Origin of the sequence: Methanorbis furvi (genome assembly GCF_032714615.1) — an archaeon.
In the GTDB taxonomy this organism is placed as follows: Archaea; Halobacteriota; Methanomicrobia; order Methanomicrobiales; family Methanocorpusculaceae; genus Methanocorpusculum; species Methanocorpusculum furvi.
In genome coordinates this window covers 175014-201892 of the sequence record NZ_JAWDKA010000002.1, presented here as the reverse complement: position 1 = coordinate 201892, position 26879 = coordinate 175014, and the positions used below count along the sequence as shown (strand labels likewise).

27 protein-coding genes are annotated in these 26879 nt (G+C 49.7%); 13 read left to right on the top strand and 14 right to left on the bottom strand.

Features of this window, described 5'->3' with window-relative positions; all coding sequences use genetic code 11:
* Positions 1-49: 49 nt before the first annotated feature.
* The 9 genes from arcS to McpAg1_RS02675 form a co-directional block, all read right to left on the bottom strand.
* Positions 50-1678, bottom strand: coding sequence for an archaeosine synthase subunit alpha (arcS, locus tag McpAg1_RS02715; protein ID WP_338093754.1), 1629 nt, complete (start codon positions 1676-1678; stop codon positions 50-52).
* On the bottom strand, positions 1675-3120 hold the full coding sequence (gene tgtA, locus McpAg1_RS02710) for a tRNA guanosine(15) transglycosylase TgtA (protein ID WP_338093753.1): 1446 nt from the start codon (positions 3118-3120) through the stop codon (positions 1675-1677). The genes arcS and tgtA overlap by 4 nt, the downstream gene beginning before the upstream one ends.
* A gap of 162 nt (positions 3121-3282) precedes the next feature.
* Complete coding sequence (locus McpAg1_RS02705) at positions 3283-3504, bottom strand: hypothetical protein (protein ID WP_338093752.1); 222 nt, start codon at positions 3502-3504, stop codon at positions 3283-3285.
* Positions 3505-3551: 47 nt separating this feature from the next.
* Positions 3552-3971 (bottom strand): DUF5804 family protein, encoded by a 420-nt coding sequence (locus tag McpAg1_RS02700; RefSeq protein ID WP_338093751.1) that lies wholly within the window; start codon positions 3969-3971, stop codon positions 3552-3554.
* Position 3972: 1 nt separating this feature from the next.
* On the bottom strand, positions 3973-5160 hold the full coding sequence (locus tag McpAg1_RS02695) for a proteasome-activating nucleotidase (protein WP_420847091.1): 1188 nt from the start codon (positions 5158-5160) through the stop codon (positions 3973-3975).
* A gap of 475 nt (positions 5161-5635) precedes the next feature.
* Complete coding sequence (locus tag McpAg1_RS02690) at positions 5636-7192, bottom strand: Ppx/GppA phosphatase family protein (protein ID WP_338093749.1); 1557 nt, start codon at positions 7190-7192, stop codon at positions 5636-5638.
* On the bottom strand, positions 7189-9186 hold the full coding sequence (locus McpAg1_RS02685) for a CHAD domain-containing protein (RefSeq protein WP_338093748.1): 1998 nt from the start codon (positions 9184-9186) through the stop codon (positions 7189-7191). The genes McpAg1_RS02690 and McpAg1_RS02685 overlap by 4 nt, the downstream gene beginning before the upstream one ends.
* Positions 9176-11305: a polyphosphate kinase 1 gene (gene ppk1, locus McpAg1_RS02680; RefSeq protein ID WP_338093747.1), complete on the bottom strand. Its 2130-nt coding sequence runs from the start codon at positions 11303-11305 to the stop codon at positions 9176-9178. The genes McpAg1_RS02685 and ppk1 overlap by 11 nt, the downstream gene beginning before the upstream one ends.
* Positions 11306-11644: 339 nt before the next feature.
* The gene (locus tag McpAg1_RS02675) at positions 11645-12223 is read right to left on the bottom strand and encodes a hypothetical protein (protein ID WP_338093746.1); all 579 of its coding nucleotides are present in this window, start codon (positions 12221-12223) and stop codon (positions 11645-11647) included.
* A gap of 504 nt (positions 12224-12727) precedes the next feature.
* Between McpAg1_RS02675 and McpAg1_RS02670 the strand changes: the two genes are divergently transcribed.
* The 6 genes from McpAg1_RS02670 (at position 12728) to McpAg1_RS02645 (ending at position 19189) form a co-directional block, all read left to right on the top strand.
* Positions 12728-13942, top strand: a complete 1215-nt coding sequence (locus McpAg1_RS02670) for a magnesium transporter (RefSeq protein ID WP_338093745.1) — start codon at positions 12728-12730, stop codon at positions 13940-13942.
* A gap of 177 nt (positions 13943-14119) precedes the next feature.
* On the top strand, positions 14120-14740 hold the full coding sequence (gene rbr / locus McpAg1_RS02665; RefSeq protein WP_338093744.1) for a rubrerythrin: 621 nt from the start codon (positions 14120-14122) through the stop codon (positions 14738-14740).
* Positions 14741-14759: 19 nt separating this feature from the next.
* Positions 14760-16103, top strand: a complete 1344-nt coding sequence (locus McpAg1_RS02660) for a glutamate synthase-related protein (RefSeq protein ID WP_338093743.1) — start codon at positions 14760-14762, stop codon at positions 16101-16103.
* 337 nt (positions 16104-16440) lie between these two features.
* Positions 16441-17013 carry a 6-phospho-3-hexuloisomerase gene (gene hxlB / locus McpAg1_RS02655; RefSeq protein ID WP_338093775.1) on the top strand — a complete coding sequence of 191 codons (573 nt, stop codon included), beginning with the start codon at positions 16441-16443 and terminating at the stop codon, positions 17011-17013.
* Positions 17014-17017: 4 nt separating this feature from the next.
* On the top strand, positions 17018-18127 hold the full coding sequence (locus McpAg1_RS02650) for a pyridoxal phosphate-dependent aminotransferase (RefSeq protein WP_338093742.1): 1110 nt from the start codon (positions 17018-17020) through the stop codon (positions 18125-18127).
* Positions 18128-18133: 6 nt separating this feature from the next.
* Complete coding sequence (locus McpAg1_RS02645; protein WP_338093741.1) at positions 18134-19189, top strand: M42 family metallopeptidase; 1056 nt, start codon at positions 18134-18136, stop codon at positions 19187-19189.
* 335 nt (positions 19190-19524) lie between these two features.
* On the opposite strand, the gene McpAg1_RS02640 is transcribed toward McpAg1_RS02645, so the two are convergent.
* Positions 19525-19812, bottom strand: coding sequence for a hypothetical protein (locus tag McpAg1_RS02640; protein WP_338093740.1), 288 nt, complete (start codon positions 19810-19812; stop codon positions 19525-19527).
* 4 nt (positions 19813-19816) lie between these two features.
* The gene (locus McpAg1_RS02635) at positions 19817-20263 is read right to left on the bottom strand and encodes a hypothetical protein (protein WP_338093739.1); all 447 of its coding nucleotides are present in this window, start codon (positions 20261-20263) and stop codon (positions 19817-19819) included.
* A gap of 197 nt (positions 20264-20460) precedes the next feature.
* Here McpAg1_RS02635 and McpAg1_RS02630 point away from each other — a divergent pair, with 197 nt between their 5' ends.
* Entirely contained in the window at positions 20461-20892 is a 432-nt protein-coding gene (locus tag McpAg1_RS02630; RefSeq protein ID WP_338093738.1) for a hypothetical protein, read from the top strand.
* Between the two features lie 73 nt (positions 20893-20965).
* Here McpAg1_RS02630 and McpAg1_RS02625 read toward each other — a convergent pair whose 3' ends face one another.
* A complete protein-coding gene (locus tag McpAg1_RS02625) occupies positions 20966-21787 on the bottom strand; it encodes a winged helix-turn-helix transcriptional regulator (protein WP_338093737.1) in 822 nt (273 codons plus the stop codon).
* Positions 21788-21926: 139 nt separating this feature from the next.
* On the opposite strand from McpAg1_RS02625, the gene McpAg1_RS02620 reads away from it, so the two are divergent.
* From McpAg1_RS02620 to McpAg1_RS02595, 6 genes are all read left to right on the top strand, one after another.
* Positions 21927-22355, top strand: a complete 429-nt coding sequence (locus tag McpAg1_RS02620; protein WP_338093736.1) for a hypothetical protein — start codon at positions 21927-21929, stop codon at positions 22353-22355.
* A gap of 34 nt (positions 22356-22389) precedes the next feature.
* Complete coding sequence (locus tag McpAg1_RS02615) at positions 22390-22836, top strand: hypothetical protein (RefSeq protein ID WP_338093735.1); 447 nt, start codon at positions 22390-22392, stop codon at positions 22834-22836.
* An 8-nt stretch (positions 22837-22844) separates the two neighbouring features.
* Positions 22845-23012, top strand: a complete 168-nt coding sequence (locus tag McpAg1_RS02610) for a hypothetical protein (protein ID WP_338093734.1) — start codon at positions 22845-22847, stop codon at positions 23010-23012.
* Between the two features lie 106 nt (positions 23013-23118).
* On the top strand, positions 23119-23559 hold the full coding sequence (locus McpAg1_RS02605; RefSeq protein WP_338093733.1) for a hypothetical protein: 441 nt from the start codon (positions 23119-23121) through the stop codon (positions 23557-23559).
* A gap of 28 nt (positions 23560-23587) precedes the next feature.
* Positions 23588-24148, top strand: coding sequence for a hypothetical protein (locus McpAg1_RS02600; protein ID WP_338093732.1), 561 nt, complete (start codon positions 23588-23590; stop codon positions 24146-24148).
* A 104-nt stretch (positions 24149-24252) separates the two neighbouring features.
* Entirely contained in the window at positions 24253-25197 is a 945-nt protein-coding gene (locus McpAg1_RS02595) for a hypothetical protein (RefSeq protein WP_338093731.1), read from the top strand.
* 50 nt (positions 25198-25247) lie between these two features.
* Here the strand turns inward: McpAg1_RS02595 and McpAg1_RS02590 are convergent, their stop codons facing one another.
* Both McpAg1_RS02590 and McpAg1_RS02585 read right to left on the bottom strand, forming a co-directional pair.
* Entirely contained in the window at positions 25248-25910 is a 663-nt protein-coding gene (locus McpAg1_RS02590) for a metal-dependent hydrolase (protein WP_338093730.1), read from the bottom strand.
* A 74-nt stretch (positions 25911-25984) separates the two neighbouring features.
* Positions 25985-26593, bottom strand: a complete 609-nt coding sequence (locus McpAg1_RS02585; protein ID WP_338093729.1) for a response regulator receiver protein — start codon at positions 26591-26593, stop codon at positions 25985-25987.
* Positions 26594-26879: the final 286 nt, after the last annotated feature.

Sequence of the window (26879 nt, the reverse complement as noted above, 5' to 3'; positions counted from 1 at the left end):
AGAAAAAGAGGGATATGTTGTATTTGAAGCTTCAGATTCAACCAAAGATTCACATCTTTTTCGTCTTGCGCACGCGAACGGCAACACCGCGGGACGAACGAAGCATCTCATCAGCACTCATCGCAGCTTTTCCGGTCGCAAGATACCCCGAACCGGTCACATAGACCTCATCGCCTTCACGAATGTTTGGATCACAGTCAAAAATACCGGGCGCAAGAATATCTCCCTGCGGCACAAAACCATCGCTGATCGTAACGCGGTAACCGGAGATGAACTGCCAGCCTTCCATCGTCGGCCTGAGAAGACCGGTCGAGCTGTCGATAGAAAATATCTGCTGTTTCTTGTCGAAGATCTTCTGCTCAGGATACCTGCCTTTCGTTATCCATCCTTTCGTATCGACAAGTTCGCCGAACTGCCAGGCAAGCGTTCCGCGAATTGAATCAGAGCGGCGTTTGCGGCAGTCGTGCAGGGCATTGTTCAGCGCCCGCAGCGAGTCTGGGGAAGAGGGGCGGTCGTCATTGCAGGTGTGTTCAAGAACAACACCCGCTTTTTCTGCAGCAGCAGTTGCCACAGCTTTTGCTCCTCCTTCAAGATGACAGATAACTCTCTCGTAGCGGTGCTTTGCAAGGTATGCCGCAACGTACTCGACAAGAATTGCCGACTCTTCGCGGTCCCAGTAACCGGTAACCGGCACATCATAATGGCCGGCAGGATAGAGAAGTTCAAGCTCTCTGGGCACAACACCCAGCGGCGAAGTAACGATGACCTCGTGTGCTCTTCCTTCGATAACTCTCTGAAACTTCTGATGTGTCTTTGAAAGCGAGTAGGGTTTTCGCGCCGCACACGGCAAAAGCACACAGACATCATTTCGCGAAGGAACAAATCTGTTCACCACGCGGTCTTCGAAGAATGCAATCTCCGGCCGCGTCATAGACTCTGCGGAGTTTGCCATAAACCGCGAGGACCGGACTGCCGGCAGAGCGGCAGAGGTGACCGGCGATCGGTCAAGATGACGGAGCAGGCCTACCTGTTCGGCATGAAGTCTGCATCGCTGCTCAATCAGATCGCGAATCTGTCCCGACTCAATCCATGTCTTGACAACAGCAATCTCGCGGTCGAGAGCAAGCCTGTTATGCAGAGCAAGGTTGCCGGTCCGGCATCCTTCGCAGCCGCAGACACCTTTGTCCATATAGGATGCATCAAACTCGCCTTCGGTCATGCAGAACTTTTTCTGCACGCTGGCAAGATCAACTGCCGTGTAGTCAAAGAGATCAAAGCCGGTCGCAATCAGCATTGCAGCATTTGACGGCAACGCGCAGGCAGGAGCGTAGCGGGCAACGTCTGGCGGAGTGCCGGCAAAAAGCGGAGAGAGATACTCTGCATATCTGCGGGCGTCTCCGAGTACTGATCGCCAGCCGGGAACCATCACGACATCGCCCGACTCTGCGGGACAGTCTGCAAGCGGGTGAAACGAGACCGGATCTTTACCAGCCACATAGTATTTGTCTGCATCAGATTTTGGTGCTGAGAGCGGGAGGTTAGTAAACGGCCGGTCCAAAAGCGAGGGAAACAGTCTGAGTATGTCCACTGCTGCCGGCGTTTTTATCTCTTCGTCGCCAACGCGGAGCATGCCGGTTCTGGCAAGGCCGTCGCGGACTCTCGCGTCAAAGACACTCATACGATGACCTCGCAGTCAGGAAATGCTGACCGGAACAGGGAAGCCCACTTCTCGGTTGTGGAGATGGTAACTTTGGTGTCAGGGTTGGTGGCGAGAAGTGCCGCAAGACCTTTGATACCACAGGCGACCATCGTTTCATCCCAGGACGGAATTTCGCAGGGACCGACCGGAAAAGTCTCGGCAAGCTCGTAGGGTACCGGACCAAACGGCGGTTTGAATCCGATAACCTCGGTGAAGCGTGAGGGAACTGGTCCTCCGGCATCAATCAAAGAGACGTCAGAAAGTTTCACGCGGGGAATCATCTCATGATACTTTTTGACTTCGGTACGATCGCAGGATTCTGAGCCGCGGTAGAAGAATCTGCGTTTGGTTGCACGGTCGAGGTGTTCGAGTTCGGCCGAGCGTTCCAGCAGACGACGATATCCATCGAGCAGCCGCGGGTGTGCCCGGCAGCGTTCGTCGACGAGTTCCCAGAGGGTTCCTTCCTGAACCGCCGCACGGACGCGGGAGATCTCTGCCATGGTGACGGCGAGGTTGTGGTAGGCGAGGAGTTTTTGTTTGTCGGGAGATTTTCTGAGTTCGTCTGCGGTATGCGAACGACAGACCGGACAGGCACAGGGAAGTTCGCTCATCTCTTCGAGTTTGAGGGTGCCGGACGGCGTGATGTAGCGTCCCTCTTTTGCGTAGAGTGCGTAGGCTGCTGAGTCGAAGACATCACAGCCGAGAGCTACTGCAAGAGCAAACATGGACGGGTGTCCGGCACCGAAAAGGTGAACGCAGGCTCCCGGGTTGAGTCCTTTTTTGGCGGCGATGATGACGTCGACGAGTTCGCGGTACCGGTAGGATTCCATTAACGGAACGACCGCCCCAACAGGGCAGTAGGCAAATCCCATCTCAGAAACTGTTCTGCCTGCCGACTCGCGGAGGTCTTCAAAGACCGCTCCCTGAACCGGACCGGAAAGCGGGGCATCGGGTCCGAAGATCTCTTTTGCTTCCCGCATCCGGTCCATGGTGACCTCCATCTGGGCAATGACCTCTTCGCGGTCGGTGTCCGGGTGCGTCGGGATGTCAAGAGGCACCCAGATATCAGAGCCGATGTCGCGCTGGAAGGAGATCGTTTCTTCGTTGGTGATGTCTACGCTGCCGTAGACCGACATCTGAAATGATCCTGAGTCGGTCATGATGAGGCCGTCAAAGTCAAGGACGTCATGCAGTCCGCGTTCGAGCGCCTGACTGCGATACTCCTCGCTTTTGGAGAAGATATAGGCGTTGGTGATGATTCCTTCAACACCCATCTTCTTCATCTCTGACGGCGGGATTACCTGTAAGTGCGGGTTGACGACCGGTAAGAGAGCCGGGGTTTTGATGGTTTTGTCGCCGACTTTGAGTTTGCCGACGCGTCCTGCGATGTCTTTGTGGATTACTTCAAAATATATGCCCATTTTTTGTATCTGCTCCCTTGCGAAAATGTCAGCGATATGATTGGTATTTGTTTGGCGGGAGTCCTATTAAATCTGGGGCTTTGAAAGAATTTTTCGGAGAAGAAACGGTGATGCCACAAAAAGATTTAGTACGTTTCGTCTTGGAAATTTTTCAAAAAAAATTCAGTCGCGGCGGATCTCAACCGCACAACTGCTGCGGCGAACCCTTGGCAGAACCGCGAGTTTATTCTCGTACTGCTCGCAGACAAAACCCTCTTTTGGCATCGGATCAGGAACAACAATACCGCGGCTGCAGCTCACATGATACTCGTAACTGCCGGATTCGTTATTCATACTATACTCGTGCTTGTCAAGCGCCGTACAGGTCAGACAGGGAACAACCATTATCTAATACCTTCTCTTGGCAACAGCATTAATCTAACGAAGAGGATTTACGGATGCTCTTCGGCGAGTCCCCAGACCTCAAACGTCCGCACAACCGTGTCCGGTTCGGGCACTCCCTCAGGAAGCCGGATAACTTCGCCCTCCTCTGTAACACAAATCCGGTAACAGGTCTCCCACTCCTTTGACAACGTCACCGACCGTGAATCATACGCCTCACGCGAAAGCTTCTGCGTAAGATACACTCCATGCTCGGCATCCTCAAACAGCACATCCTGCATATACCGCATCGCATACCACCGCAGCTCACTCATCAAAGCAAGTCCGCTCGACACAGTCGCCACCTCAACCGAGATGCCGAACTCCAGCTCTCTCGGATGATAAAAACGTAAAATATGCCGGCTGGTTTCTGAATCAGACAAAGTCCGATACAGATCCACACCCGGTTTTCCGATACATATCAGAAACATCTCAGAGATACATTATATCTGCACGTTCATCATCTTTGTCCTGATGACGAATCTTGCGGATTGCTGCGATAAACCGGCCTTCGTCGATGACGTCCGCTTCATCGCGGATGGCAAGCATACCAGCCTCGCGGCAGATTGCCTCAATCTCTGCTCCGGTCAGACCATCCGTCAGATGTACCAGCTCATCATAATCGATGCCGATAAGTGAACCTGCCTCAGCCATCTTGCGGGTGTGCACGCGGAAGATCTGCATTCTTGCCTCGGCATCGGGCGACGGAATCTTGATCAGCCGGTCGAATCGTCCGGGTCTGAGCAGTGCTGCGTCCAGCATGTCAGGCCGATTTGTTGCCGCCATGATTCTGATGTTTCCGCGGTTGTTGAACCCATCCATCTCTGCGAGCAGCTGCATTAAGGTTCTCTGGACCTCAGCAGATCCTGAGGTTCCGTCGTTGGTTCGCATGCTGCCAACCGCATCGATCTCGTCGATGAAGACGACGACTCCACCGTTTGCTGTTGCCATATCGCGTGCCATCTGGAAGAGATCGCGGACAAGCTGTGCTCCTTCTCCGATGTATTTGTGAACCAGCTCTGAGCCAGCCATTCTGAGGAACGGCACGCCTGCGTTGTTTGCAACCGCTTTTGCAATCAGTGTCTTGCCGGTTCCGGGAGGACCGTAGAGTAACACGCCTTTCGGCGGAATAACGCCAAACCGTTCAAACGATTCAGGTCTTGTCAGCGGGAACTCGACCGCCTCGCGCACCTCAAGGATCTCGTCTTTCAGACCGCCGATGTCATCGAAGGTGATTGAGGGTTTGGTGTCAAGTTCCATGACCTTGACTCTTGAGTCAACCGTGCTACCGAGAACTTTGACTACGGAAAGCGTGTTGTTGACCGCAACTTTTGTTCCGGCCTTCACTTCTTTGTAGATCTCTTCGCTTGCGACGGTTACGTACTCCTGATTGTTTCCCTGCTGGCGCAGGTAGAGTTCTTTGCCGGGAAGTTTTTCTAAGACGACCGCGACAAACAGCGGGAGACGTTTCAGCTGGGAGTTTTCCTTCTTCAGCTGGGCGTTGTCCATCCTGATCTGGTTGTTGTCAGTACGCAGGGATTCGTTTTCCGCACGAACCGATCGGAGAAGTTTATTGAGAGATTCGTTCTCTTTGTGAAGCAGTCTCACTTCTTCGGACATCTGGATGAACTTCTGGTTCAGATCACTGTAATCCAGTGCCTCCGGAGATATATCTGCAACTTTTGCCCCCTTTTGCCGCGTATTGGTATTGAGTGTGTGAACTTCTTCGTCCATATGTTTACTGTATATTATGGGCGCTGTCTTTATATTCTATCTGATTGAGTATGGGATTTTATGGTTTTAATGTTCGGTATTGTTCGTTGCTCCGCCCACGGAAAATCGGAACACACGGAATACGCACGGAAAAAAACATCACGGAGCAGACGTGAACATCACGGAATCTGAAAATAATTTATATCTGTGAGTTCTGCCTTCCACGATAAACATGGAACACATAAAAAACATGACGAAACTCGAAACTAATTTTATTTCCGTGATGTTCACGTCTGCTCCGTGATGTTTTTCTGTGATGCTCCGTGTGTTCCGTTTTTCTGTGGGCGGCAGAACTCACAGCCAACACCCCACAAAAAAAAGTTCACACCCTGCGCACAGACAGCTTCTTGCCGAACACCTTCGTAAACAGTGCCGCTTCCGGCGCAAGACTCATCAACTCCAGCGTCAGATCCGAACTATCCGGTGCCGCAACACTCAACTTAACATCCCCGCCTTTACAGGAGTAGTAGACATCCGTCACAAAAACCGCATGGCTGCGGTTCAAAAACTCAGCAGTCCGCAAAAATATCGCCATGATTCGGACTCTGTCACGATCCTCCAGACTCAGCGACCCGAACTCGGAATCCTTTCGTCCGGGAAGTTTTTTGCGGTGATAGCGGACAATCTTTGCCATAATCTCAATCTCCCGCTGATCAAACCCAAGCAGCTCGGTGTTGCGGATAATATACTCGCCATGCTGGTGGTGACCGACAAAGGAAAGAAAATCCCCGACATCATGCAGCCACGCAGCGTTCGCAAGAAGCTCGCGTTCCCATGCCCCATAGTTGTGCAGCCCGCAGAGCTTTGCCGAATCAAACATCGAAAGCGCATTTTTCTGCACAGCCTTTGCATGATCCTCCTCAAGACGGCAGTAGCGTCCAAGCTGGAGAACACTCGCATCCTTTACCGGCATCTGTTCAGACTGCGGGGTTCCCGGCATCACCGCAAGATAATCCATCAGAATTCCCTCCCGCAAACCCCGGTCGCTGATCTCCAGCACCGGAATCTTTAACGTCCCCATCACCGCAAGAAGAATCGCAGCTCCGGCAAGAATAATATCCGCACGTTCAGGATTAATGCCCGGAACCCGTCTTCTCTCCTCAAGAGAAAGGGAACAGAGATGACCAAACAGCTTCTCAAGATCAGTAAACTGCAAAACAAGTTTGTCGCTGTTCTCTTCTGCATGATACAGACGCTGTGCGATCTCTGCAAGATTGATCGTGGTCCCCGAACTCCCGACCGCACGGGTAAATGGATGTTCCGAGATCCTTTGCAGAGCAGGAATGGCAACCGTCATAACGCGGTTCATCATCTTGGTCTGTTTTTTGGGCGGCAGCGCTCCGGTAAAATTCTTTTTGATACACTGATTCGTGATCCTGATTGCGCCAAGCCGCATACTTTCCAGCGTTGAGTACGAGTACTGGCCGCCGACGATGAGCTCGGTTGATCCCCCGCCGATATCAATGAACAGCGCCTGATCATTTCCAAGACTCATGCCGGCCGCAACACCGAGATGAATCAGCCGTGCCTCTTCTTTGCCGCTGACGACCTGAATCTCAAGACCAAGTTCGCGGCGGATTTTATCGATGATCTCCTGGGCATTGACCGCCTCCCGCATCGCAGACGTTGCCATGATAACAAACTCTGCATCCCCAAACGTTCGCGAAAGGTCTGTGAACCGTCGCAGAACAAGAACCAGACGGTCGATGGCTTCCGGGATTATCCGCGCAACACCTGAGATGTACTCATCCTCGCCAAGCCGAACAACGTCCTTGATTCTGCTCAGCATATGATAAGCTCCGTTTGGACTGATGGAAACGACCAGCAGTCGTGCGGAGTTCGTGCCAATATCGATGAATGCAACTATTTTGTCGGTCATTTGTCCTCTTCTGCTGAAGTTACGGAGACGGTCTGCGGCATTTTCGTCAGCTCCGGCATATTTCCTGCCGCAGCGTCTGCTGCTTCGTCAAAGTCAAGCCCTGCCCCAAACATTGCGGTGAGTTCTTTGTTCTTTTCCAGACGAGCAAGCGTCTCTTCAATGTTGTAGGGAACCCGGATGTGATGAAGGGTGAACGGATCTTTTGTTGCAAGAAGGTATGACGCACGAAGGTCTCCATCTCCCGATCTCCCGCCTCCGCCGGTGTTTGCAATCCAGACGCCGTGAACTTTTTTGGCGAACGGCCGGTGGGTGTGACCGCAGATGATAACATCCGCATCGGTTTCGGCAGCCAGCCGGTTCAGCTCTGCATCCGAGGTCTCAGAACAGACATTTTCACATGACTTCGGGTGATGCATCACGGCGATTCGCAGATTCCCCCACAGAAACCGTATTTCCGTTGGCAGTGCGGCGAGTTCGGCGCGGGAAGCGGTGATGAGTTTCTTCCAGGTTTTTTTATGGAGAACAAACCTGCGAGGATCAAACTCCTTCGGGCACTCCTTAACAGTCCCTGCAAGAAGAATTGCTTCTTCTGCGTTGCCGCAGACACCATGTGCATTCGCAGATGCAAGCATTTGCATAGTCTCTTCGGGGAACGGTCCAAACCCGATCACGTCTCCTGCATAAATGAAGGTCTCACATCCCCTGCTTTTTGCGTCCGCAAGAATTGCCGATAATGCCGGAAGGTTTGCGTGAATGTCAGCAAAAAACGCGATCGAAGCAACTCCGTCCGGTAGTGAGAGCGTCTGAAGTCTGAGATCCTCGAGCGGTTTGGTGAGATTTTTCTCGATCTGGTCCCAGAGTCCTTCACTCTTTTTCCAGAAAACGTTTACCTCAGCATGCAGCTTTGCGCGTTTTTCCGCACGGTCCGTTTCGAGATTCTCGAGTCCCGGACGAACTGCTGCAACAAAGGAGGTGTTTCCAAAGTAGGCGATGCTTTTCTCCTCTTCTGCTTTCAAAAAAATCGGCAGGAACTCTGTCCAGACATCGCAGTCATGCATATCACCGAGATAGTCCTGCAACTCTTTGACCATTCTGATTGCCGGCGCAAGTCCGTCGCCGTAGAGATCCTTGTAGGACTCCATGGTGTACCGGAGTTTTTTTGCGGCGATACGCATCTCATGATGAGCAGCGATGCGTTCCGGGTCAGCGAGGGCTTTTGCGTACAAAAACACATTCTCACGGCAGAGACTGATGTGATAGTAGGCCTCGCGGTACGAGAACGACGTTTTCGTCTCGGTCTTTTCCATTTTTCCGCGGATGACGATCTCCATACAGGTTTTTTGTATCGACTCAATGGTTTTTGACCGCTCGAACGCCTCGACCGCTTTGATGACATCAGCCTGCAAACCGGACCGCTCCTGCATCAGTCTGAGAGTAAGACACTCAATACCGGCTCTGAGTTCAGGTCCCATCCGCTGTTCCTTCGGAAGTTCAGGCTCCTGAACTTTTGGGAGTTCCTGAACGTCGGGAACTCCTGCAAAGAATCGTTTAATTGCTGCAAAAAGTCCCGGCTGCTCTACTGGCGGAGCAGCGGGTTCTGTCAGCAGAGGAATCTCGTTCTGCGGGGACTCAAGCGGCTCCTGATACTCGAGCGGCAGAAACCGCGGCATACCATCCGGCAGTCCGGTCTTTGGCAACTTTTCCAAGTAAGAACGCAGAAACGCTATCTGCACATCAAGATCGCGGGCACGTCCAAGCGAACGGGTGATCTGTTTCACCTCTTTTTCCCAATACCGGTACTCTTTCTCTCCAAAACATCCGGCAAACAACGGCAGAGCAGCCCGAAGTCTGCGTGAAGCAACCCTCATCCGGTGAATGTACTCGATGTCGGTTCCTGCTTTCACGCCGGCAGACTCGCCAGCCATATCTGCTGCAAGCTGGAGGAGAACTTTCGCGCCGTAAAGCCGGTATCCTTCGTCGATGTTAGTAGTCATGCCAGATTCCGCGGTGTTCCATCATCCACAACTGTGAGTTCAGCGGTTTTTCTCCTTTCTTTGGCAGCACCTTCTCATAACTTCCATCGATGTGGAGAACCTGCGCCTGAGCGGTATCTCTAAGATGCATCTCCAGAATGGTTCGGATGATCATATCCTTCAGATAGGTGTTTTCGACCGGGAAGAGAATCTCGACCCGTCTTGACAGATTTCTCGGCATCAGATCAGCACTGCCGAGAAGCACTTCCTCGTCACCGCCGTTTTTGAAGTAGTATATACGGGTGTGTTCGAGGAATCTGCCAACAATAGAGATCACCCGAATGTTGTCCGAGACTCCGGGAACCTCAGGACGCAGACAACAGACGCCGCGAACGATCAGGTCTACTTTGACGCCTGCCTGACTTGCCCGATAAAGCGCCATGATACATTCTTCGTCAACGAGTGCATTGAGTTTGAATGCAATGTATCCGTCGCCGAACCGTTTCTGCTGCTCGATCTCCCGATCGATTCTGGCGATCAGCTCCTTTCGCATGGTCCCCATTGTTCCGTGCGAGACCAGCAGTTTGCGGTAACCGGTTTTCTGCGAGTAGCCGGTAAGGGCATTGAACAGATCAGCAATGTCTGCGCCGATATCAGGATCGCAGGTAAACATCGAGAGATCGGTGTAGATGCGTGCGGTTGAAGCGTTGTAGTTTCCGGTTCCCATGTGGGTGTAGGTTTTGAGTCCGTCATTTTCGCGGCGGACGACCATACACATTTTTGCGTGAACTTTGAGACCGACAATTCCGTAGATGACGTGAACGCCGGCCCGCTCAAGCGAACGTGCCCACTCGATGTTGTTCTCCTCGTCGAAGCGTGCTTTGAGTTCGACGAGGACGGTGACCGGTTTTCCTTCTTCGCGGGCTTCCATTAAGGCGTGCACGATCGGCGAGTTCTTTCCGGTGCGGTAAAGTGTCTGCTTGATTGCGAGCACATTGGGGTCGTGAGCTGCCTGCCTGACGAACTCGACGACCGGACTGAAGCTGTCGTAAGGGTGGTAGAGGAGGAGGTCGTCGCGGGCTACTGCGGCCGCCATTGTTTCTTTGCCGAGACATGCGGGAAGGGCTGCTTTGAAGGGGATGTCTTTGAGGTCAGGCCGGTCGATGTCCATCAGTTCCATCAGATCGTTCATACCGATGAGGCCGCTGTGGGAAACATAGACCTGGGTCGGCATGAGTCTGAGTTTGGCGGAGAGGATTCCGCGAATCCATTCCGGCATTGCGGCGTGAACTTCGAGTCTGGACGGGGTGCCGATTCTCCGCAGTTCCACGCTGGACTCAATTGCGGTCAGGAGATCGGATGCTTCGTCTTCTTCGATCTCCATGTCTGCGTCTCTGGTTACCCGGAAGACGTAGGTGTCTTTGACTTCCATGCCCGGGAAGAGCAGCTGGATGTTGGAGGCGACGAGGTCTTCGAGGACGATGTAGTGGTACTCGGAGTTGTTTGCGGGGGGAATCATTCGGTTGTTGGGGATACGGATGAATCTCGGCAGTGTTCCTTTGGGAACTTTGACCCGCGAGAAGACCTGACCGCGGGTCGGGTGATTGATGACGACGGCGAGGTTGATGGAGAGGTTGGAGATGAAGGGAAACGGGTGGGATCCGTCGAAGGTCATGGGGGTGAGGATGGGAAATATCTGGGTTTCAAAGTAGTTTTTGAGGTATTCCTGCTGTTCGGGTCCGAAGTCTTTGAATTTGTGGATGTAGATTCCTTCGTCTGCAAGGGCAGGTTTGAGGTCCTGACTCCAGCAGCGGCAGGACTCGGCTTGCAGGGGAATGAGGGTTTCAAGGATCTCTTTCATCTGTTCTGTCGGGGTCATGCCGTCTGCAGGGCGTTCGAGTACTCCTCCGCGAATCTGGCGGAGAAGTCCTGAGACCCGTATCATCATGAACTCGTCAATGTTGTTGGCGAAGATGGAGAGGAATTTGATCCGCTCAAGCAGCGGGTGGGAGAGGTTTGCCGCTTCTTCAAGGACGCGGCGGTTGAACTGGATGAGGGATATTTCCCTGTTGATATAGAGAGACTTGTCCGTGAGACTGATGATGCTTTCGGACGATTCCTGATTTTGTTCGGGGGTCATTGCATGATCTCCTGCTATTATTACTGTGTATATTTGTCCCCAATGCGTATCAGTCCTTTCTATGGAAACAATAGAGGGATCATAGGTATGATTGATCCCTGTCATGAGACGAAATCATCTTTCCAAGACTGAAACTGCTGTGGTGCAGATCAAAAAACAAGATGCTGAAGGTTGGGTGGGCGTCCATGACAACAAAACCTATTATCTCAACCTTCCCATTATCTGATTATTATGCAGGCGATGGAATCCAGAGACAAACCAGAGAAAATAACGGCTACCATCTCCGTTACTCCACGCGTAAAAGATAACGCTCCGTTCTTTGAAACGAGGGGCAACATATTACTTATAGCCAAGTAATAACATAGCCCCATTTCCCGATGTTGACAATACCCATAGAATCAATGTTCCAAATATTATTGATACTATGACAGAGAGCATAGTTCCCAATAGCAAACCTTCTGTATTTTTTGCATTCTTAGCTTGAGATGTGATAAGCCCCTTTGCAGCAAATAGTAATACTACCCCCTCAATATGCCCATAAACGATAAGTACTATTGAAACAAATCTTTCTAAAAATCCAATTATTCGACCATAGTTATTAATTGTATGATGGTCTTTGATTTTGCAATTTTTTTCAGTATTTATATTAATGGTCTCGATTAAAAATATGTGTGCTTTTGAGCATAAATTGAATAATTTAAGCTTTAATAGAGCAGGTTGGAATTGCGGGACTTCCACCGTTTCTGAAGATACGGTATTTGAAGAATGAGGTTCTGAACAATAATGACAGAGAAAATATACAATTGGTGTACTTGTATAATATACACCAAGAATGAATAAAGCCATAATTGTAAATAATGCAAATAAGGGTGATGGGATGAAACCCTCTGAAGTCCTTTCGATAAAATATTTGTACACATATGCTATGAAACATGATATACACAGGAAAAATATAATACATTTAAATACAAAAAACAGACAATTTTTATTACTCCAAAATACACCATACATCAATATAATTATTTATAATTCGATTAATATAAATCCCTCCGATCATCTGTAATTGTAACATACCAATAGTCGTGTCAGGTATGTTCTGATCTACAATCCCTTCTTTATTATCCTCCGCCACCCGTTACTACCCGATCTTCATCCAGTAGTTGGCAGGCTACGCCAAAACCGCCAAGCACTTCGCGGCCACCAACACTGAGGTAGCGCAGGTCCTCGAATGTTCCGAGCGCATTGTGATCGCATGGGGGGCCATCACACCCTAAGTATTGGTATATCATAACATCACTTGTACCAGCACAGGACATCGGATCAAATCCCAACCCCACACCCCACACCACCATAAGACAAAGTCTTGATACGTCACGCCCGCCAATAAATATACCATTATGATGCTGGCAGATGAGGTGGCCAATGATGAGATTGGCGAAAGTTGGATGGCAGACTCTTTCGGAGCACGAAGAGTTTCTCACCGGACTGGTCACACTCTTAATTAGTGTCAGCTTATCATTCATTGCAGGTATCTATCTGGGCGCGGTCAACGAAGTTCTTTTACTGATCCCAGGTCTTATGGTGCTCGTCACTCCGTCAATTAACATGCGTGGAGCGATAGCCGGAATTCTGACATCCCGTCTGTCATCATCCATGCACCTTGGTGCGTTTGAGGTAAAGTTCGGCAGGGAAACCGATCTCGGTGACAACCTGCGGTCATCGATTCTCCTCACCGTGTTCATCTCCGTGCTTCTTGCGGTGTTTGGCAAACTCATCTGCATGGTTGTCGGTGTTGAGGTCATTGATCTCTCAGACATGGTGATAATTTCCGTGATCTCCGGCGTTCTTGCAGGTCTTGTTGTGACCCTGATTGGTGTTATCACCTCGGTTGTCTGTTACCGGAGGAGTTTGAATCTTGATATGATCGGTGCTCCGGTCGTGACGACCTTTGGCGACATGATGACGCTGCCGTTCCTGGTGGTGACTGCGGTTCTGATAATGGCTGCACCCGCTGAACTCAAGATGATCTGCGGCGTTGTGGTGCTGGTAATTATTGTCTGGGCTGTTGTTTCTGCAAAGCGTGCGACCGAGATGATGAAGGATGTTCTTCGGGAAGGACTGCCGCTTCTTGCTCCGCTGTCGCTTCTTGGTATTGTTGCAGGCGTTTTGTACACGGATGGTCTTGAGAGTCTGATTGCGGCTGCCGCTGTTTTGATTCTGATTGCGCCGTTCATGAACGGCTGCGGGTCGATTGGAGGGATTCTGACGTCCCGGGTTGCAACCGAGATGCATATGGGTCTGATAACTGCGGATTATCTGCCGTCCAGGGTTGTGCTCTGGCATTTTCTGGAGAATTATATTTATGCTCTGCTGATTCTTCCGCTGATGGGGGCGTTGTCGCATATCTCGGCTGCTGCGATCGGTATTACGACGCCAGGGTTTACTCCGATGGTTTTGCTGTCGGTTGTTGCGGGTTTTCTGGTGATTACGGTGATGAATCTGCTCGGCTATTACACGGCGGTGTTTAGTTACCGTCTGGGGTATGATCCTGACAACTTCGGCGTGCCGGTTGTGACAAGCTCGATCGATCTGGTGGGTGCGACAGCGCTGATTCTGGTGATGGCGGTTTTGTTGTAATTTTTTTTGCGTCAAGTCCCGCCTCCCACGGAAAAACAGAACACACGGAAATAAAACATCACGGAGCAGACAAGAACATCACGGAAATATATTATTTTAGAATTCCGTGTTGTTCACGTCTGCTCCGTGATGTTTTTCTGTGAAATTCTGTGTGTTCCGTTTTTCCGTGGGCGGCAAATGAATACGATCCCCGCAAAATACTTTTACCCGCCGATTACCAATATGAAGACAGTACTCAAACGAGGTTACAGAAAAATGGCAAATCTGAAAGGATCCAAAACCGAAGCAAACCTGATGACCGCCTTTGCCGGCGAGTCCCAGGCACGAAACAAATACACCTACTATGCATCCAAAGCCCGCAAAGAAGGTTACAACCAGATTGCCGACCTCTTTGAAGAGACCGCTGACAACGAAAAAGAGCATGCAAAAATCTGGTTCAAACTGCTCCACGGCGGCAGCGTTCCTGACACCATGCAGAATCTCAAAGACGCAGCAGATGGCGAGAACTATGAATGGACCGACATGTATGCAAACTTTGCCAAAGACGCAAAGGCAGAAGGATTCGACGAGATTGCCGCACTGTTCGCAATGGTTGGCGCAATCGAAAAGCATCACGAAGAGCGGTATCGCAAACTTCTCGCAAACATCGATCAGGCAATCGTCTTCTCCCGCGACAGCGAAGCCATCTGGCAGTGTGCAAACTGCGGCCACATAGTTCTTGGAAAGAACGCTCCAGACGTCTGTCCGGTCTGCGATCACCCGAAGGCCTACTTCCGAATCGAGGCCAGAAACTACTAACTTTTTTTGGAGAAAAGTTATGGCTGAATACCAGTGCGGGGTCTGCGGCTATGTATTTTCAGAGACAGACACAACAATGTTCTCTGATCTCCCAAAGACCTGGAAGTGTCCGATCTGCTCAGCCGCAACCTCGCAGTTCTCCTGCACCTCAACTCCCGTTGCCGAAACTGAGTATCTTGGCAGCAGTGTCGTTGATGAGATTCATTATATGGCAACGACCGGCAAAAGCATCACCGAACCCATGGACACCCTGATGAGGGTCCCCTCTTTTGATGACATTCTTGTACTCGGAGCGCAGCTTGCCAGACAGCCGCTGGGTGACGGCTCGTTTGTGAATGTGCAGACGATTATCGGCAAACATGCGAAAAAGCCGATGGTTCTTGAAACGCCCGTCTATATCTCTCACATGAGTTTTGGGGCATTGTCCCGCGAAGCAAAGATTGCTCTGGCAAAAGGGTCTGCTCTTGCCAAAACCGCAGTGTGCAGCGGTGAAGGGGGCATCCTTCCTGAGGAAAAAGCTGCGGCATACAAGTACATCTTTGAGTATGTGCCAAATCTCTACAGCGTGAACGATCAGAATCTCTCCGAAGCGGATGCGATTGAGATCAAGATCGGGCAGGGAACAAAACCCGGGATGGGTGGTCATCTGCCGGGACGAAAGGTCACGGATGAGATCGCAAAAATCCGGGGAAAGATGGTCGGCGAGGATGTGGTGAGTCCTTCGCATTTTCCGGGACTCAATACTCCTGAGGATCTGAAAAATCTGATCACGTCTCTTCGAGAGCGAAGCGGCGGAAGACCGATCGGGGTGAAGATTGCGGCAGGCCATATCGAGGAGGATCTTGCGTTCATTGTTGCGGCAGATCCTGATTTTGTCACGATCGACGGACGAGGCGGGGCAACGGGTTCCTCGCCGAAGTTTCTGAAGGATGCGTCAAGTGTTCCAACGGTGTATGCTCTTGCAAGAGCGGCGAAGTTTTTGCGTGAACATGAATCCGAAATTGATCTCATTATCACGGGCGGTCTTCGGACGAGCAAAGATTTTGTGAAGGCTCTTGCGCTTGGTGCGGACGCGGTTGCAGTTTCTTCTGCGGCACTGATTGCTCTTGGCTGTAACCGTCACCGCGTCTGTCACAATGGCCGCTGCCCGGCAGGAATTGCGACGCAGGATGCAACTCTTCGTGCAAATCTTTCGATTGATGAGGGGGAACTGCGGGTCGCGAACTTTTTTGCAGTGTCTACTGAGGAGCTGCGGGTGTTTGCCCGCGTAACCGGGCATGCGGATATTCATGATCTTTCGATCGCTGATCTTGCGACGATCAGTAGTGAGATTGCGGGACATACCGATATCCCGCATGTCTGATTTTTTTTTTGAAATTTTTTTTGACTTTGCCTATAAATTCGTTTATGGGTAGACACAGTTCGGTATTGTTTGTTGCTCCGCCCACGGAAAATCTGAAAACACGGAAATATCACAGAAAAACATCACGGAGCAGACGTGAACATCACGGAAATGAATTGTTTTTGGATTCTGTGTTGTTCACGTCTGCTCCGTGATGTTTTTCTGTGATATTTCCGTGTTTTCAGATTTTCCGTGGGCGGCAGGAATTAATAGGCAACATCCCAAACACCATACCCTCATCTATCTGCACAACCCATATAGTAGCAGTATGACTCACGGAGCCTCAGTCAAAAACATGATGAGTTTAATGGCATCCCGAATCGATGCCATCTCCCGGCAGATCTCCAGCGGTGAAATCGATGCGTTTCTTGCGGCAATCCTTGAAGCAAAACGCATCTACGTAATGGGAGCAGGCCGCAGCGGACTGGTTGCAAAATCCTTCGCCATGCGTCTGATGCACATGGGCCTCACCTCCTATGTCGTTGGCGAAACCATAACCCCGGCAATCGGTGAAGGCGACCTGATCGTTGCCTTCTCCGGCTCCGGCAACACCAAAACCATCGGCGACATCGCCGAAACCGCAAAAAGCCTCGGCGTAAAAGTCGCCCTGATCTCCTCCAACCCTGACTCACGCATCGGCAAAATCGCCGACTTCGTCATCAAGATCGAAACCCAGAGAGATCCTGTCAGCTGCGACGCCCATGAGTATGAGATCCGCCAGATGCTTGGCGAACACCGCTCGTTCGCCCCGCTTGGCACCATCTTTGAAACAAGCTCCCTCATGTTCGGCGACGCTGTCATCTCCACCCTAATGGACATGACCAAAACCGAAGAAAGCGATCTGAAACGCCGCCACACCAACATCGAGTAAGACCATGACCCAGTTTGCAAAACGTGTAACCGCAATTGACATCTCAGGTATCCGCAAAATGTTTGAAGGAGCGGGACCTGATGCCATCAACATGGGACTCGGCCAGCCTGACTTTGACACCCCGGAAAATATCAAGGCCGCAGCAGTCGCAGCCCTTGCCGGGGGAAAGACTGGATACACCAACAACGCAGGAGTTGACGAACTGCGTGCAGCAGTTGCCGCAAAACTTCAGCGGGAGAACAACATTTCCTGCGGTGCAGGAAATGTTGTCATCACCGCCGGAGGATCAGGCGCACTCAATATTGCGATTCAGTCGCTGATCGACTCAGGCGAAAAGGTCATCTTCAACAATCCGGGCTTTGTCTCGTATGGAGCACTCACCACTCTTGCCGGCGGCATTCCCGATCCAGTAGCTCTCCGGCCTGATCTTCATCTGGATGTTGAGACCATCAAAGAACATATGTCGGACCCGAAAGCAAAGGTGTTTGTTCTGAACAGTCCGGCCAACCCGACCGGCATGGTGGAGACGCCGGAAACCATTCGTGCAATCGTTGAGTCGGCAGCTGATTATGATGTGACCGTCATCAGCGATGAGGTGTACGAAAAGTTCTGCTACGGCAGCACGAAGTTCGTGAGTGCGGCAACCTTCGGCGACAACGTCGTGACGGTCAATGCGGCGAGCAAGACCTATGCAATGACCGGATGGCGGATCGGTTTTCTTGCGGCAAGTGAAGAGATCGTTCACGAAGTGATCAAAGTCCAGCAGTATACGCTTGCGTGTGCGACCTCGATCGCCCAGTACGCGGCTCTTGAGGCATATACAGGGCCGCAGGACTCGGTTGCTGCGATGAAGAAGGAGTATGAGGCGAGAAGAAATCTGCTTATCGCAGGACTTACGGACCTCGGTATTCCGGTGAACAAACCTGACGGTGCGTTTTATGCGTTCCCGAAGATGGATGCAGAAATGGTTATGAAAATTGTGAATGCGGGAGTTATTATCACGCCCGGTACTGCGTTTGGCAGTGCAGGTGTTGGTTATGCCCGCATGAGTTATGCGACGTCGCAGAAGAATATCAAAACAGCTCTTGAGAGAATTGCAAAAGTTATGGAGTGAAGTTGTATGGAAATTACAGAAATCAGTGCATTATTACAGAAGCTTTCAAATGCCCACGGCATTTCAGGCTTTGAGTCGTCGGTTGCAAAGATCATCAGAGATGAGGTTGCAGCGTACGTTGATGAGGTTACGACCGATAAGATGGGAAATCTGATCGCAATTAAGAAGGGCGATGATTTTAAGATCATGCTCGCTGCCCACATGGATGAGATTGGTCTGATGGTCCAGTTTGTGGATGATAATGGTTTTATCAGGTTTGTTGGTATCGGCGGATGGTATAATCCGGTTCTGGTGAGCCAGCGTGTTCTTCTGCACGGCGAGAAGGGAGTTGTCCGCGGCGTTCTCGGCACAAAGCCGCCGCATGTGATGAGCGAGGATGATCGCAAGAAGCCAATTGGTTTTGAGGATATGTTTATTGATGTGGGTGCAACCAGTCCTGAAGAGGTTGAGGCTCTGGGTATTTCTGTCGGTACTCCGGTGACGATCGACCGTGAGTTTGCTCAGTTGTCAGGATCTGTGGTGACCGGCAAGGCGTTTGATAATCGTGCGGGTTGTGCGATGCTGATTGGGGCGCTTCGCGAGATGGAGACGAAGCATACGATTTATGCGGTGTTTACGGTGCAGGAGGAGGTTGGTCTGAAGGGTGCGAAGACGAGTTCGTTTTCGCTGAATCCTGATGTTGCGATCGCAACTGATGTGACGATCCCGGGAGATTCTCCGGGTATTGAGCGGAGAAAGGCTCCGGTGTTTATGGGGAAGGGTCCTGTTGTTGTGGCGGTTTCTGCGTCAGGCCGCGGTCATATTGCTGATCCGCGTGTTGTTTCGTGGCTGGTGAAGACGGGTAAGAAGTTTGATATTCCGGTTCAGGTCGAGGTAGGGGATGGCGGTAATACGGATGCGTCTGCGATCAATTTTGAGCGTGGAGGTATTCCGAGTGTTCCGGTTTCTGTTCCGGCACGGTATATTCATTCGCCGGTTGAGGTTGTGGATCTGAGGGATGTGCAGGCAGGCATTTCGCTGATCGCGAAGGCTGTTGCGACTCAGCCAAAACTGAGGAGTTAAGCACGGAACGAAGTGACGTGCGGCGAGTCAGTTTTGGCTGAGGAGCCGAGCACGGCGTGAGGGGCGTGCGAACGCGAAGCAGCCGAAACTGCGTAGCTGATTTCGAGAGAAACGCGAATAGCACGAATAGCGCGAATAAAAAAATCGCCAATGGCGATTTTTATTCTGATTATTTTTTCAAAAAAATATTTTGTCTTGCGTGAAATAATCGACGGGATGAAACGCGAAAAACAAATTTCAAATTTTTTTTGAAAATATTTGTAATGTAAATTTTTTTCTCACGTCTCTGTGAAGAATCAAAATATTTGTTATGAAATTTTTTCCGCCAAAAAATTTCATCTCAGAAGACCAAGAGCTGCATATCGTGCGGCAAGCTCAGCATGTCCGGTCTTGCAGGAGATCATCTCCACAAACTCTCCTTTGGAAAGATGCAGCTGCTCAGCCATCATACTTTGCAGAGTGTCGGATATCTCCTGATTGTTGTGACTCATATGAGTGGCAACCGCTGCCGGAACGCCATTATGATGAAAGGTATAGATCACATGCTTCTGTTTTCCTGATTCTGTCAGAAATCCTTTCTTCTTTAATGATTTTCTGACATTATCACACTTCAGAACAGACATCTGATCACATCCAAACAACACTCTGCAACTTCTTTCCAAACTGTTTTGCCGGAGCATCATCAGGAATTTCAGGATTTTGAAATACTTTGGAGAGAGAATTAAACTCCCATCTTGCCTCTTCCAGCCCATCCTCCAGACTGTCGCAGACGACTAAAAGTGAGTACTCATTGTTTGCGAGAATAAGGGAGCCATTCTCATCGATCACGATCTTCAGCGGAATGGGCTTCTTCAGCTTCCTGAGAGTATCATTCATATAAACCGAATCAAGAAAGACCGCACCAATCCCGTCTCCTTTTTCATGGACTGCCGCGGTGAAGAGAAGAGGCTCTAAAACATCATTGTATGATTCATTTCCCCGCTTCAGAGATCGGAGAGTTTCTTTGACATCCGGAGTTACCGAGATGGTTACCATTGCTTTTTGCGGTTTACCTTCGGACTCCATCACCTGCATGATATGAAATAATAGGGAGCATGAGATAATAGGTTTTGTTGTCATGTCTTTCGTCCGGCAACCCTGAACTTTTTGGAGTGGATGTGATGAGTGTTTGGCCACAATCTTGATGGTTCCTGAAAATTATATACCATCATATCTGTAGAAGTATTTGTGGTTGAGATGAAGTCTGATACAGACAACTCTGGTGATGTTTCATGCTAAGTTATCGTATAAAACGTATCCTTTTTGGTATATTCATTCTTGGTATCTTTTGGATAAGTATCGAAGTTGCCCAGTACACAGCAGCAGCAGAATCAACTCTATCTCTCATCTCTCTGCTCTATCCGGTAGGTCTTGTTCTCGGGTTTTCCACAATGCTTGGAGCAGTATTATTAGATCCCCGTAAACCGAAAGATATCGATCTTCTTCCGTTAACACGTACTTCTTTAGGTATCATGGGAGTTGTTGGGATTGCAATCATGGCTGTTGCCGGATTTTTGTACTATTATCTCATCGTGTATAGTCCTGAGAAAGTCATGGTTTCCACATCTGCGTACTCAATTGGTTTTTTGATCGGATTTATCGCAGTGTTAATCGTGTACTATCTCCCCGAGCACTTACCTCATGACGAACAGCAGGAGAGTTGAGAGTATTTTTCTGCGGAATTTTTCTTCCGCAAAAATTCTGTAAACAAAATCAACTCACATTTTTTTCCCATCATTACCCATCACGTTCCTGATCTTTTTCTCCCGCAACACTCTCCTCCACAAACCGTTCACAGATCTCTCTCGCCTCATCCGTGAGCGAGTAGCAGTACTCCTTCCCGCACTTTTCCGTTCTGCAAACCCGTTCATCCATGTACCGGATCAGATACCACCGAACAGTAGCAGGCGTTATTCCAAGCTGCCCCGCAAGCTCCTTTCTCGTGATTCCCGGATGAAGATAGAGTGTCTGTAAAAATTTCCCGGACTTTTCCCGCGAGAGAAGATAATGAATTGTCTGCTCCAGCATGTCGCCCGAGTCTTTACTGGTGTAATAGAAGGAACGCCCATTGCGAGTCACCGGATGAATTTTATTTTGTTTCTCAAGAGCATGCAGATGATAACAGACAGAGCCGCGGGAGGCTCCCACAGCAGAGATGATCTGCTGCTGGGTGGAGCCTGAATTATCGTTAAGATAAGCAAGAATTTTTTCCTGAGGCAGGGAGATCTTTTGATTTTTCCGGGACGTGTAGATAAATACAGAAATGAATCCAAGAAGAGCAAAGATAACCGGAGAGAAAATGATGAGAGGCCACTCGAGGACTGTTCCCTCAAAAATGGCAACTAAGTCCGTAATAACTATCTGTCGCCAGATTTCTAAATAACCCCATCCTTCAACAAGGACGATCTCTTTTCCGTCATCTATGGGAACAATCTCTTCATACATCGGACTGATTTCCATATCCCAGATAGTATAGTTCCCAACCATCTCTGCGGACACCATCCCTGTTCCGCTCAGCAAAATACCAAGAAGACAGAGAATGAGAATCCAGCGACGCATACAAAAACAATTGCCGATAACCTCAAATATAGTTATTGATCACAATCTCACACTTTACCAGAGCACCCCTCCCCAAAGTATCACACTTTGTCCACAATTATTATATTGGCTCATTTCCAATACCATCAATATATCAAAAATGTTTGGCAAACGCACAAAATGGATACTCTACGCCATCCTCATCCTCGGCTCCCTCATAATGGCCACGCCTCTCAGAAGTTACGAAGTCTTCGCAGGATCAAGCCCGGAACTCTCCCTGCTCACCTACTGCTTTGGTCTTCTCATCGGCTTTGCCGTAATGTTTGCCGCATTTCTGCTCGATGTCCGTGAAACAAAAGACACCAAAAACGTAGTCCTGAAAAAATCCGGCATCGCAATCCTTACATCAATTCTCCTCATCTTTGCAGGCATCGTAGTATGGGTTGCATACCTCCTCAGCAGCTACATGCCGGAAAAAATCGGCTTCGCCCCACTATCGTACATCATAGGTCTTGCGATAGGCTTTACCGCAGTCGCCATCATCTACTATCTCCCAAACGAACTGTTGTATGAGGAACAGCAGATCTGAATTGAAAAAATTTGAAAAATCAGGAACAAAAAAAATGCACAACCGCTTTATCGCCTCACTCATCGTGATCCTCCCTCTCATACTCTCCTTTATCCTGGGCGGAGTACTTTCATGGTATGGAGATCACACCGAACTCACCTCAGAATTCTGCATGACCCTCTACATTGCAGGAATCATTATCGGCATCCTCACGGCCTCTGCCATGTATCGCATGACAACTCTCACGGCACAAAATGCTGATGACCAGCCGGTCTGCATAGGAAAAAGAGCGAACATACTCCGCCTCCTTCTCTTTGCCGTCCTTCTTCTCTGCATCGCAGCATTCGGATATATTCTGATGACAAACTACTCGCAGTTTTTCACAGGAACATATTCCATCTACACGTTCGGCGTCGTGTTCGGTCTGCTATTCAATGGATTAACCTTTGAGTTCAACGCTGCCTGTGGTGAGTTGCAGAAATTTTTCGGTAGAAGATCATGAACACCTTCATGGTCATTGGCTATTTCCTGCTCATCATAGTCACAGTCACTCTCTATGCATATGCATTCCGTCAGATGCGGAAGAACAATGCCGAGCCAAAAAAGATCAGACTGTTCCTTCTTCTTGGGATAGGTGTCGTCATCTGTTACTTTTTCCTTCTCAGGATCATTCTCTAAGGAAAAATATCATGAAGAAAAACATCCTCCTCCCGGTTGTAGTCCTGCCTGATGATTTGCATCATCACATTTCCGGCCTCATTAAAAATTACTCAGGTGATCTCACATGCTAACCACTCATGAAAAACTCATCTATTCCGCTCTCCTGTTTCTTGGCATCTTTTCTGTAGGAATCGCCCTCTGCGACTATCATGCAGTTGTAGGTTCCAGCCCTGAACTCTCTCATCTGTATTATCTCATAGGTATTGTTCTTGGTTTTATCACCATGCTCTGGATTACGCAGCTCTACCCTCGTGAACCAAAGAATACCAATCCTCTTACGCCTTTCTCCTACATTCTTGCCGGGGGCGTGATCCTCATTCTCCTTGCTGCTATCATTGAAATCGCCAATCTTCTTATGGAATATCTCCCGGAGAAAGGAGGATTTTCAGTCTACATGTTCTCGTGCGGATTTATGATCAGCGTTGTTGCGACGATGTCTTTGTACTGTCTTATGGAGTATCTGCCTCGCAAAAAGAACAACAAATCTGAAATCGAAAAAAACTGATAACCCAAAAACTATCGGAACGCTCATCATGTCTGAGTACAATGCTAAAACCCACACACACCTTCTCATAATAACCGCAATCATTCTTGTAGTCGCGGCCATACTCGCAGTTATTCTCCTCGCGGGAGCTTCAGATACCCCCCCGCAACCGCCACTGCCGTCGGAAAACATCAGCAAAGTAACCGCCGCCCCGGGGACCGTAATTCTCCTCCGGCCGGGAGTGGACGGAGTAAATTACAGCACAATGCTCAATGCATCCGGCTACTCCATCAGTGATCCTGATATCAACAGCCACCTCTGGAACAAAGTGACAGAGTATGATCGAAACATCAGTGACTATGGTGTCAACGAAACCGGCTACCTCACCATCCTCCTCGAAGGATATTACTCACCCGAAGAACCTGAAAAAGTTCTCGCCGAAATCGACAGAATTTCAGCCGCCAAAAAAAATCCGCCTCTTCCGGTCCAGTTCATGATAGTCATACTGAGATACGATATCGAACTCTCGGAAAATATCAAACACAACACAACGGTAACGGAAGAAAGACTGGAAGAAATTCTTCGAAACATCGAAGCGAGGACGGCATGACATCTCTCACAGCAGCAACAATCATTCTTGGAATCACAGGAATGCAGGAATTGGCATCCTCGTGATCGCTCATATGAGGTTCATCATCTAACGAGTCACCAACTATGATGTACACACAGGAAACCAGCTTCAGCCTCATCTCCAGCCGCGACATCGGCCAGTTCTACTATCCGGAAAGCAGGGATCACGAGACCTATCTCTGCATCCTCGACTACCTCGAACAACACTGCGACAGAATCGTCATCTCCGACCCATGTCAACTCGAGGACATCACCACCCTCCCTGAGATCAAAAACCAATTCGCCCCCTGGTTCATCGAACGCAGGAGAACCGATCACGGCGCCAGATACTCGGATGGAGACGGCATCACACAAATTGCCTTCTATGACGACCATCACTACCGCTGCTGCAAAGAGTCAATTGATCTTCTCCGCAGCTCTGAAAACTTCATCACCCTTGATCGCTTCCTTGACATCAGATTTTTCGCAGGAAACAGATGCGTCCTCACCACCATCGCCCACGAATCCATCTACTACCTTGACCCATCATTCTTCCTCGACCTTGCTGAGTTCAGACTCGCCGAAGAAAAAATCGGCGAAACAGTCTACACTGATTATGACACGGCCAGCAACCATGCCTGTCCCTATCTCATGCCGGCTCTCTCTTCCGACGAATATCGAAAACTGCTTGACGACCTTGCAAGATACAGCGACACCCTCTCCCTCATCTTCCCGGGCTCCCCCTCCCCTGCATCGCAAAATCTCATGCAAAAACTCGGTGGACAACTCCTGCATCACAACACCATTCACAACTGGCCCGGTCGCTGGCATATCGATGTACCCGCAGACGAGTACGTCTACTCAGTCAACGCTGAAACCATCACTGTCTTCAAAAAATTATCAGACTTTTTTGACGCTGACTGTGATCTCAGCTTCAATCGCAGCGGCTTCTCCGTCCTCTACGTTCTTCGGCAGGAAGAGCAGTGCGTACAGGATGCCGGATTCTTCGACGACCCGGATACTTATCTACCGCAGGAAATTATTTTGTAGAGAGTTATCAGGTTTTTCAATACACCTGTTGAGAAAACGAAAAAAATATTTTATTTTCTGGGCGAGACCGTAACGCCGCTTCCGGGCGAAATCGCATCCACCGTCATCGACGTCGTCGACTCGATCGCATGCTTGAACCCGGTTAAGTCCTGCATAATTGCCGGGAACGTATTGTAATGCATCGGAATAACCAGCGGAGCACCAATCCACTCAGCCGCAATCATCGCCTCATCCGGTCCCATCGTAAAATGGCCGCCAACCGGCAGCAGGGCAACATCAGGATGATACAACTCATGAATCAGCTTCATGTCCGAAAACAGTCCCGTATCTCCCGCATGGTACACCACAACCCCGTCCATCTCCACCACAAAACCTGCCGCAGCTCCCATATAAAGATCCACCCCGTTCTCCTCCACCGAAGAAGAATGAACTGCCGGAACCATGGTGATCTTCACGCCGTCAACAACAACCGTTCCCCCGATACCCATTCCGGTTGCCGGCACATCCTTTTTTGACAGATACCTTGCAAGCTCATGAATTGCGATCGTCCGCTTCTTCAGCTGTACCGTTATTCCCAGATGATCGCCATGACCGTGCGTAACCAGAACAAGATCCGCATCAACCTTCGCCGCGTCAACAGGCAGGGGATCAATCAGAATTTTTTTGGACCCTTCCAGCGAAAAGCAGGAGTGCCCGACATATCTGATATACATGCAATATACTCCTCCCTGATGCTATAAATAGAAATAGGTCAGGGAAAAAGAAGAAAAAAATATTGGATATGAAGTTAGTTGATCTCAATACTGTCGGACTCAGACACATCAATAGCCTCGCCAAGCGTGTCCTCCTGCAGACCTGACGCCATCTTTTCCGTCAGATCCCGATCCTCCATCACATCCCGGATGCGTTCCAGATATGGATCAAGCGTCACATCCTCTTTCTGTTCAATCACATGCCGGTACTCACGAAGCGTCGTCGGGCTTATTCCCAACTCCTCAGAGATCTCCCGCATCGTTTTATCAGTACTCATCAAAGTCCGCATCTGTTCCTGATCGAACGGCATATTAAAGTCAAGATCGCGGAACAGCTTCAGCCGAACCCGGGCACGGGCAACCGTCTTTGAAAGCTTCTCGTCGCCAAGCTCGCGGGCGATCTCGGTATCATTCTTGCCTGCATGAAACGCGGTGATAAGTCGTGCCAGCTGAATTGGTTCAAGCTTTGTCTTGAAAAATCCGCGGTCCTGAATCTCCCGCATAATCAGGGCAATCTCACGTTCAACCGCATCCTGATCACGAAGTGTCCCGTGGAGCTGCTTCATGGGCTCCACAATCTTCGTTTTCTGCGTTATATCAGAAAACAGCTTCAGCAAATCCTTTTGTCTCTTCTTTGGGGCCATATTTGTATATCCTCCCAATGGGTTATTCGATGAAAATATACTTCTGAGCATATAATTATTCTGGATGTTTCGGCCCGTGATTCAAACAACAGACCCGGATGCAAAAAATTAATAACCACAACGACAGTATGATTACCCCCAAACCCCTTTGCTCCAAAAATCTGAAAAAAAAATTTTTGGGTGTGGGATGATATTTTGAAACGCGAATCGCATGCCTTCGGCCTGCTCACCGCTTCGCGGAATAGCGCGAATAAAAAAAATCTCTATGCCTCTCAAAACAGATCAA

Excerpts from the sequence above, each read along its gene's own strand:
- arcS (WP_338093754.1), bottom strand. The coding sequence starts at position 1,678 with ATGAGTGTCTTTGACGCGAGAGTCCGCGACGGCCTTGCCAGAACCGGC.
- tgtA (WP_338093753.1), bottom strand. The coding sequence starts at position 3,120 with ATGGGCATATATTTTGAAGTAATCCACAAAGACATCGCAGGACGCGTC.
- McpAg1_RS02705 (WP_338093752.1), bottom strand. The coding sequence starts at position 3,504 with ATGGTTGTTCCCTGTCTGACCTGTACGGCGCTTGACAAGCACGAGTAT.
- McpAg1_RS02700 (WP_338093751.1), bottom strand. The coding sequence starts at position 3,971 with ATGTTTCTGATATGTATCGGAAAACCGGGTGTGGATCTGTATCGGACT.
- McpAg1_RS02695 (WP_420847091.1), bottom strand. The coding sequence starts at position 5,160 with ATGTCCGAAGAAGTGAGACTGCTTCACAAAGAGAACGAATCTCTCAAT.
- McpAg1_RS02690 (WP_338093749.1), bottom strand. The coding sequence starts at position 7,192 with ATGACCGACAAAATAGTTGCATTCATCGATATTGGCACGAACTCCGCA.
- McpAg1_RS02685 (WP_338093748.1), bottom strand. The coding sequence starts at position 9,186 with ATGACTACTAACATCGACGAAGGATACCGGCTTTACGGCGCGAAAGTT.
- ppk1 (WP_338093747.1), bottom strand. The coding sequence starts at position 11,305 with ATGACCCCCGAACAAAATCAGGAATCGTCCGAAAGCATCATCAGTCTC.
- McpAg1_RS02670 (WP_338093745.1), top strand. The coding sequence starts at position 12,728 with ATGATGAGATTGGCGAAAGTTGGATGGCAGACTCTTTCGGAGCACGAA.
- rbr (WP_338093744.1), top strand. The coding sequence starts at position 14,120 with ATGAATACGATCCCCGCAAAATACTTTTACCCGCCGATTACCAATATG.
- McpAg1_RS02660 (WP_338093743.1), top strand. The coding sequence starts at position 14,760 with ATGGCTGAATACCAGTGCGGGGTCTGCGGCTATGTATTTTCAGAGACA.
- hxlB (WP_338093775.1), top strand. The coding sequence starts at position 16,441 with ATGAGTTTAATGGCATCCCGAATCGATGCCATCTCCCGGCAGATCTCC.
- McpAg1_RS02650 (WP_338093742.1), top strand. The coding sequence starts at position 17,018 with ATGACCCAGTTTGCAAAACGTGTAACCGCAATTGACATCTCAGGTATC.
- McpAg1_RS02645 (WP_338093741.1), top strand. The coding sequence starts at position 18,134 with ATGGAAATTACAGAAATCAGTGCATTATTACAGAAGCTTTCAAATGCC.
- McpAg1_RS02640 (WP_338093740.1), bottom strand. The coding sequence starts at position 19,812 with ATGTCTGTTCTGAAGTGTGATAATGTCAGAAAATCATTAAAGAAGAAA.
- McpAg1_RS02635 (WP_338093739.1), bottom strand. The coding sequence starts at position 20,263 with ATGCAGGTGATGGAGTCCGAAGGTAAACCGCAAAAAGCAATGGTAACC.
- McpAg1_RS02630 (WP_338093738.1), top strand. The coding sequence starts at position 20,461 with ATGCTAAGTTATCGTATAAAACGTATCCTTTTTGGTATATTCATTCTT.
- McpAg1_RS02625 (WP_338093737.1), bottom strand. The coding sequence starts at position 21,787 with ATGCGTCGCTGGATTCTCATTCTCTGTCTTCTTGGTATTTTGCTGAGC.
- McpAg1_RS02620 (WP_338093736.1), top strand. The coding sequence starts at position 21,927 with ATGTTTGGCAAACGCACAAAATGGATACTCTACGCCATCCTCATCCTC.
- McpAg1_RS02615 (WP_338093735.1), top strand. The coding sequence starts at position 22,390 with ATGCACAACCGCTTTATCGCCTCACTCATCGTGATCCTCCCTCTCATA.
- McpAg1_RS02610 (WP_338093734.1), top strand. The coding sequence starts at position 22,845 with ATGGTCATTGGCTATTTCCTGCTCATCATAGTCACAGTCACTCTCTAT.
- McpAg1_RS02605 (WP_338093733.1), top strand. The coding sequence starts at position 23,119 with ATGCTAACCACTCATGAAAAACTCATCTATTCCGCTCTCCTGTTTCTT.
- McpAg1_RS02600 (WP_338093732.1), top strand. The coding sequence starts at position 23,588 with ATGTCTGAGTACAATGCTAAAACCCACACACACCTTCTCATAATAACC.
- McpAg1_RS02595 (WP_338093731.1), top strand. The coding sequence starts at position 24,253 with ATGATGTACACACAGGAAACCAGCTTCAGCCTCATCTCCAGCCGCGAC.
- McpAg1_RS02590 (WP_338093730.1), bottom strand. The coding sequence starts at position 25,910 with ATGTATATCAGATATGTCGGGCACTCCTGCTTTTCGCTGGAAGGGTCC.
- McpAg1_RS02585 (WP_338093729.1), bottom strand. The coding sequence starts at position 26,593 with ATGGCCCCAAAGAAGAGACAAAAGGATTTGCTGAAGCTGTTTTCTGAT.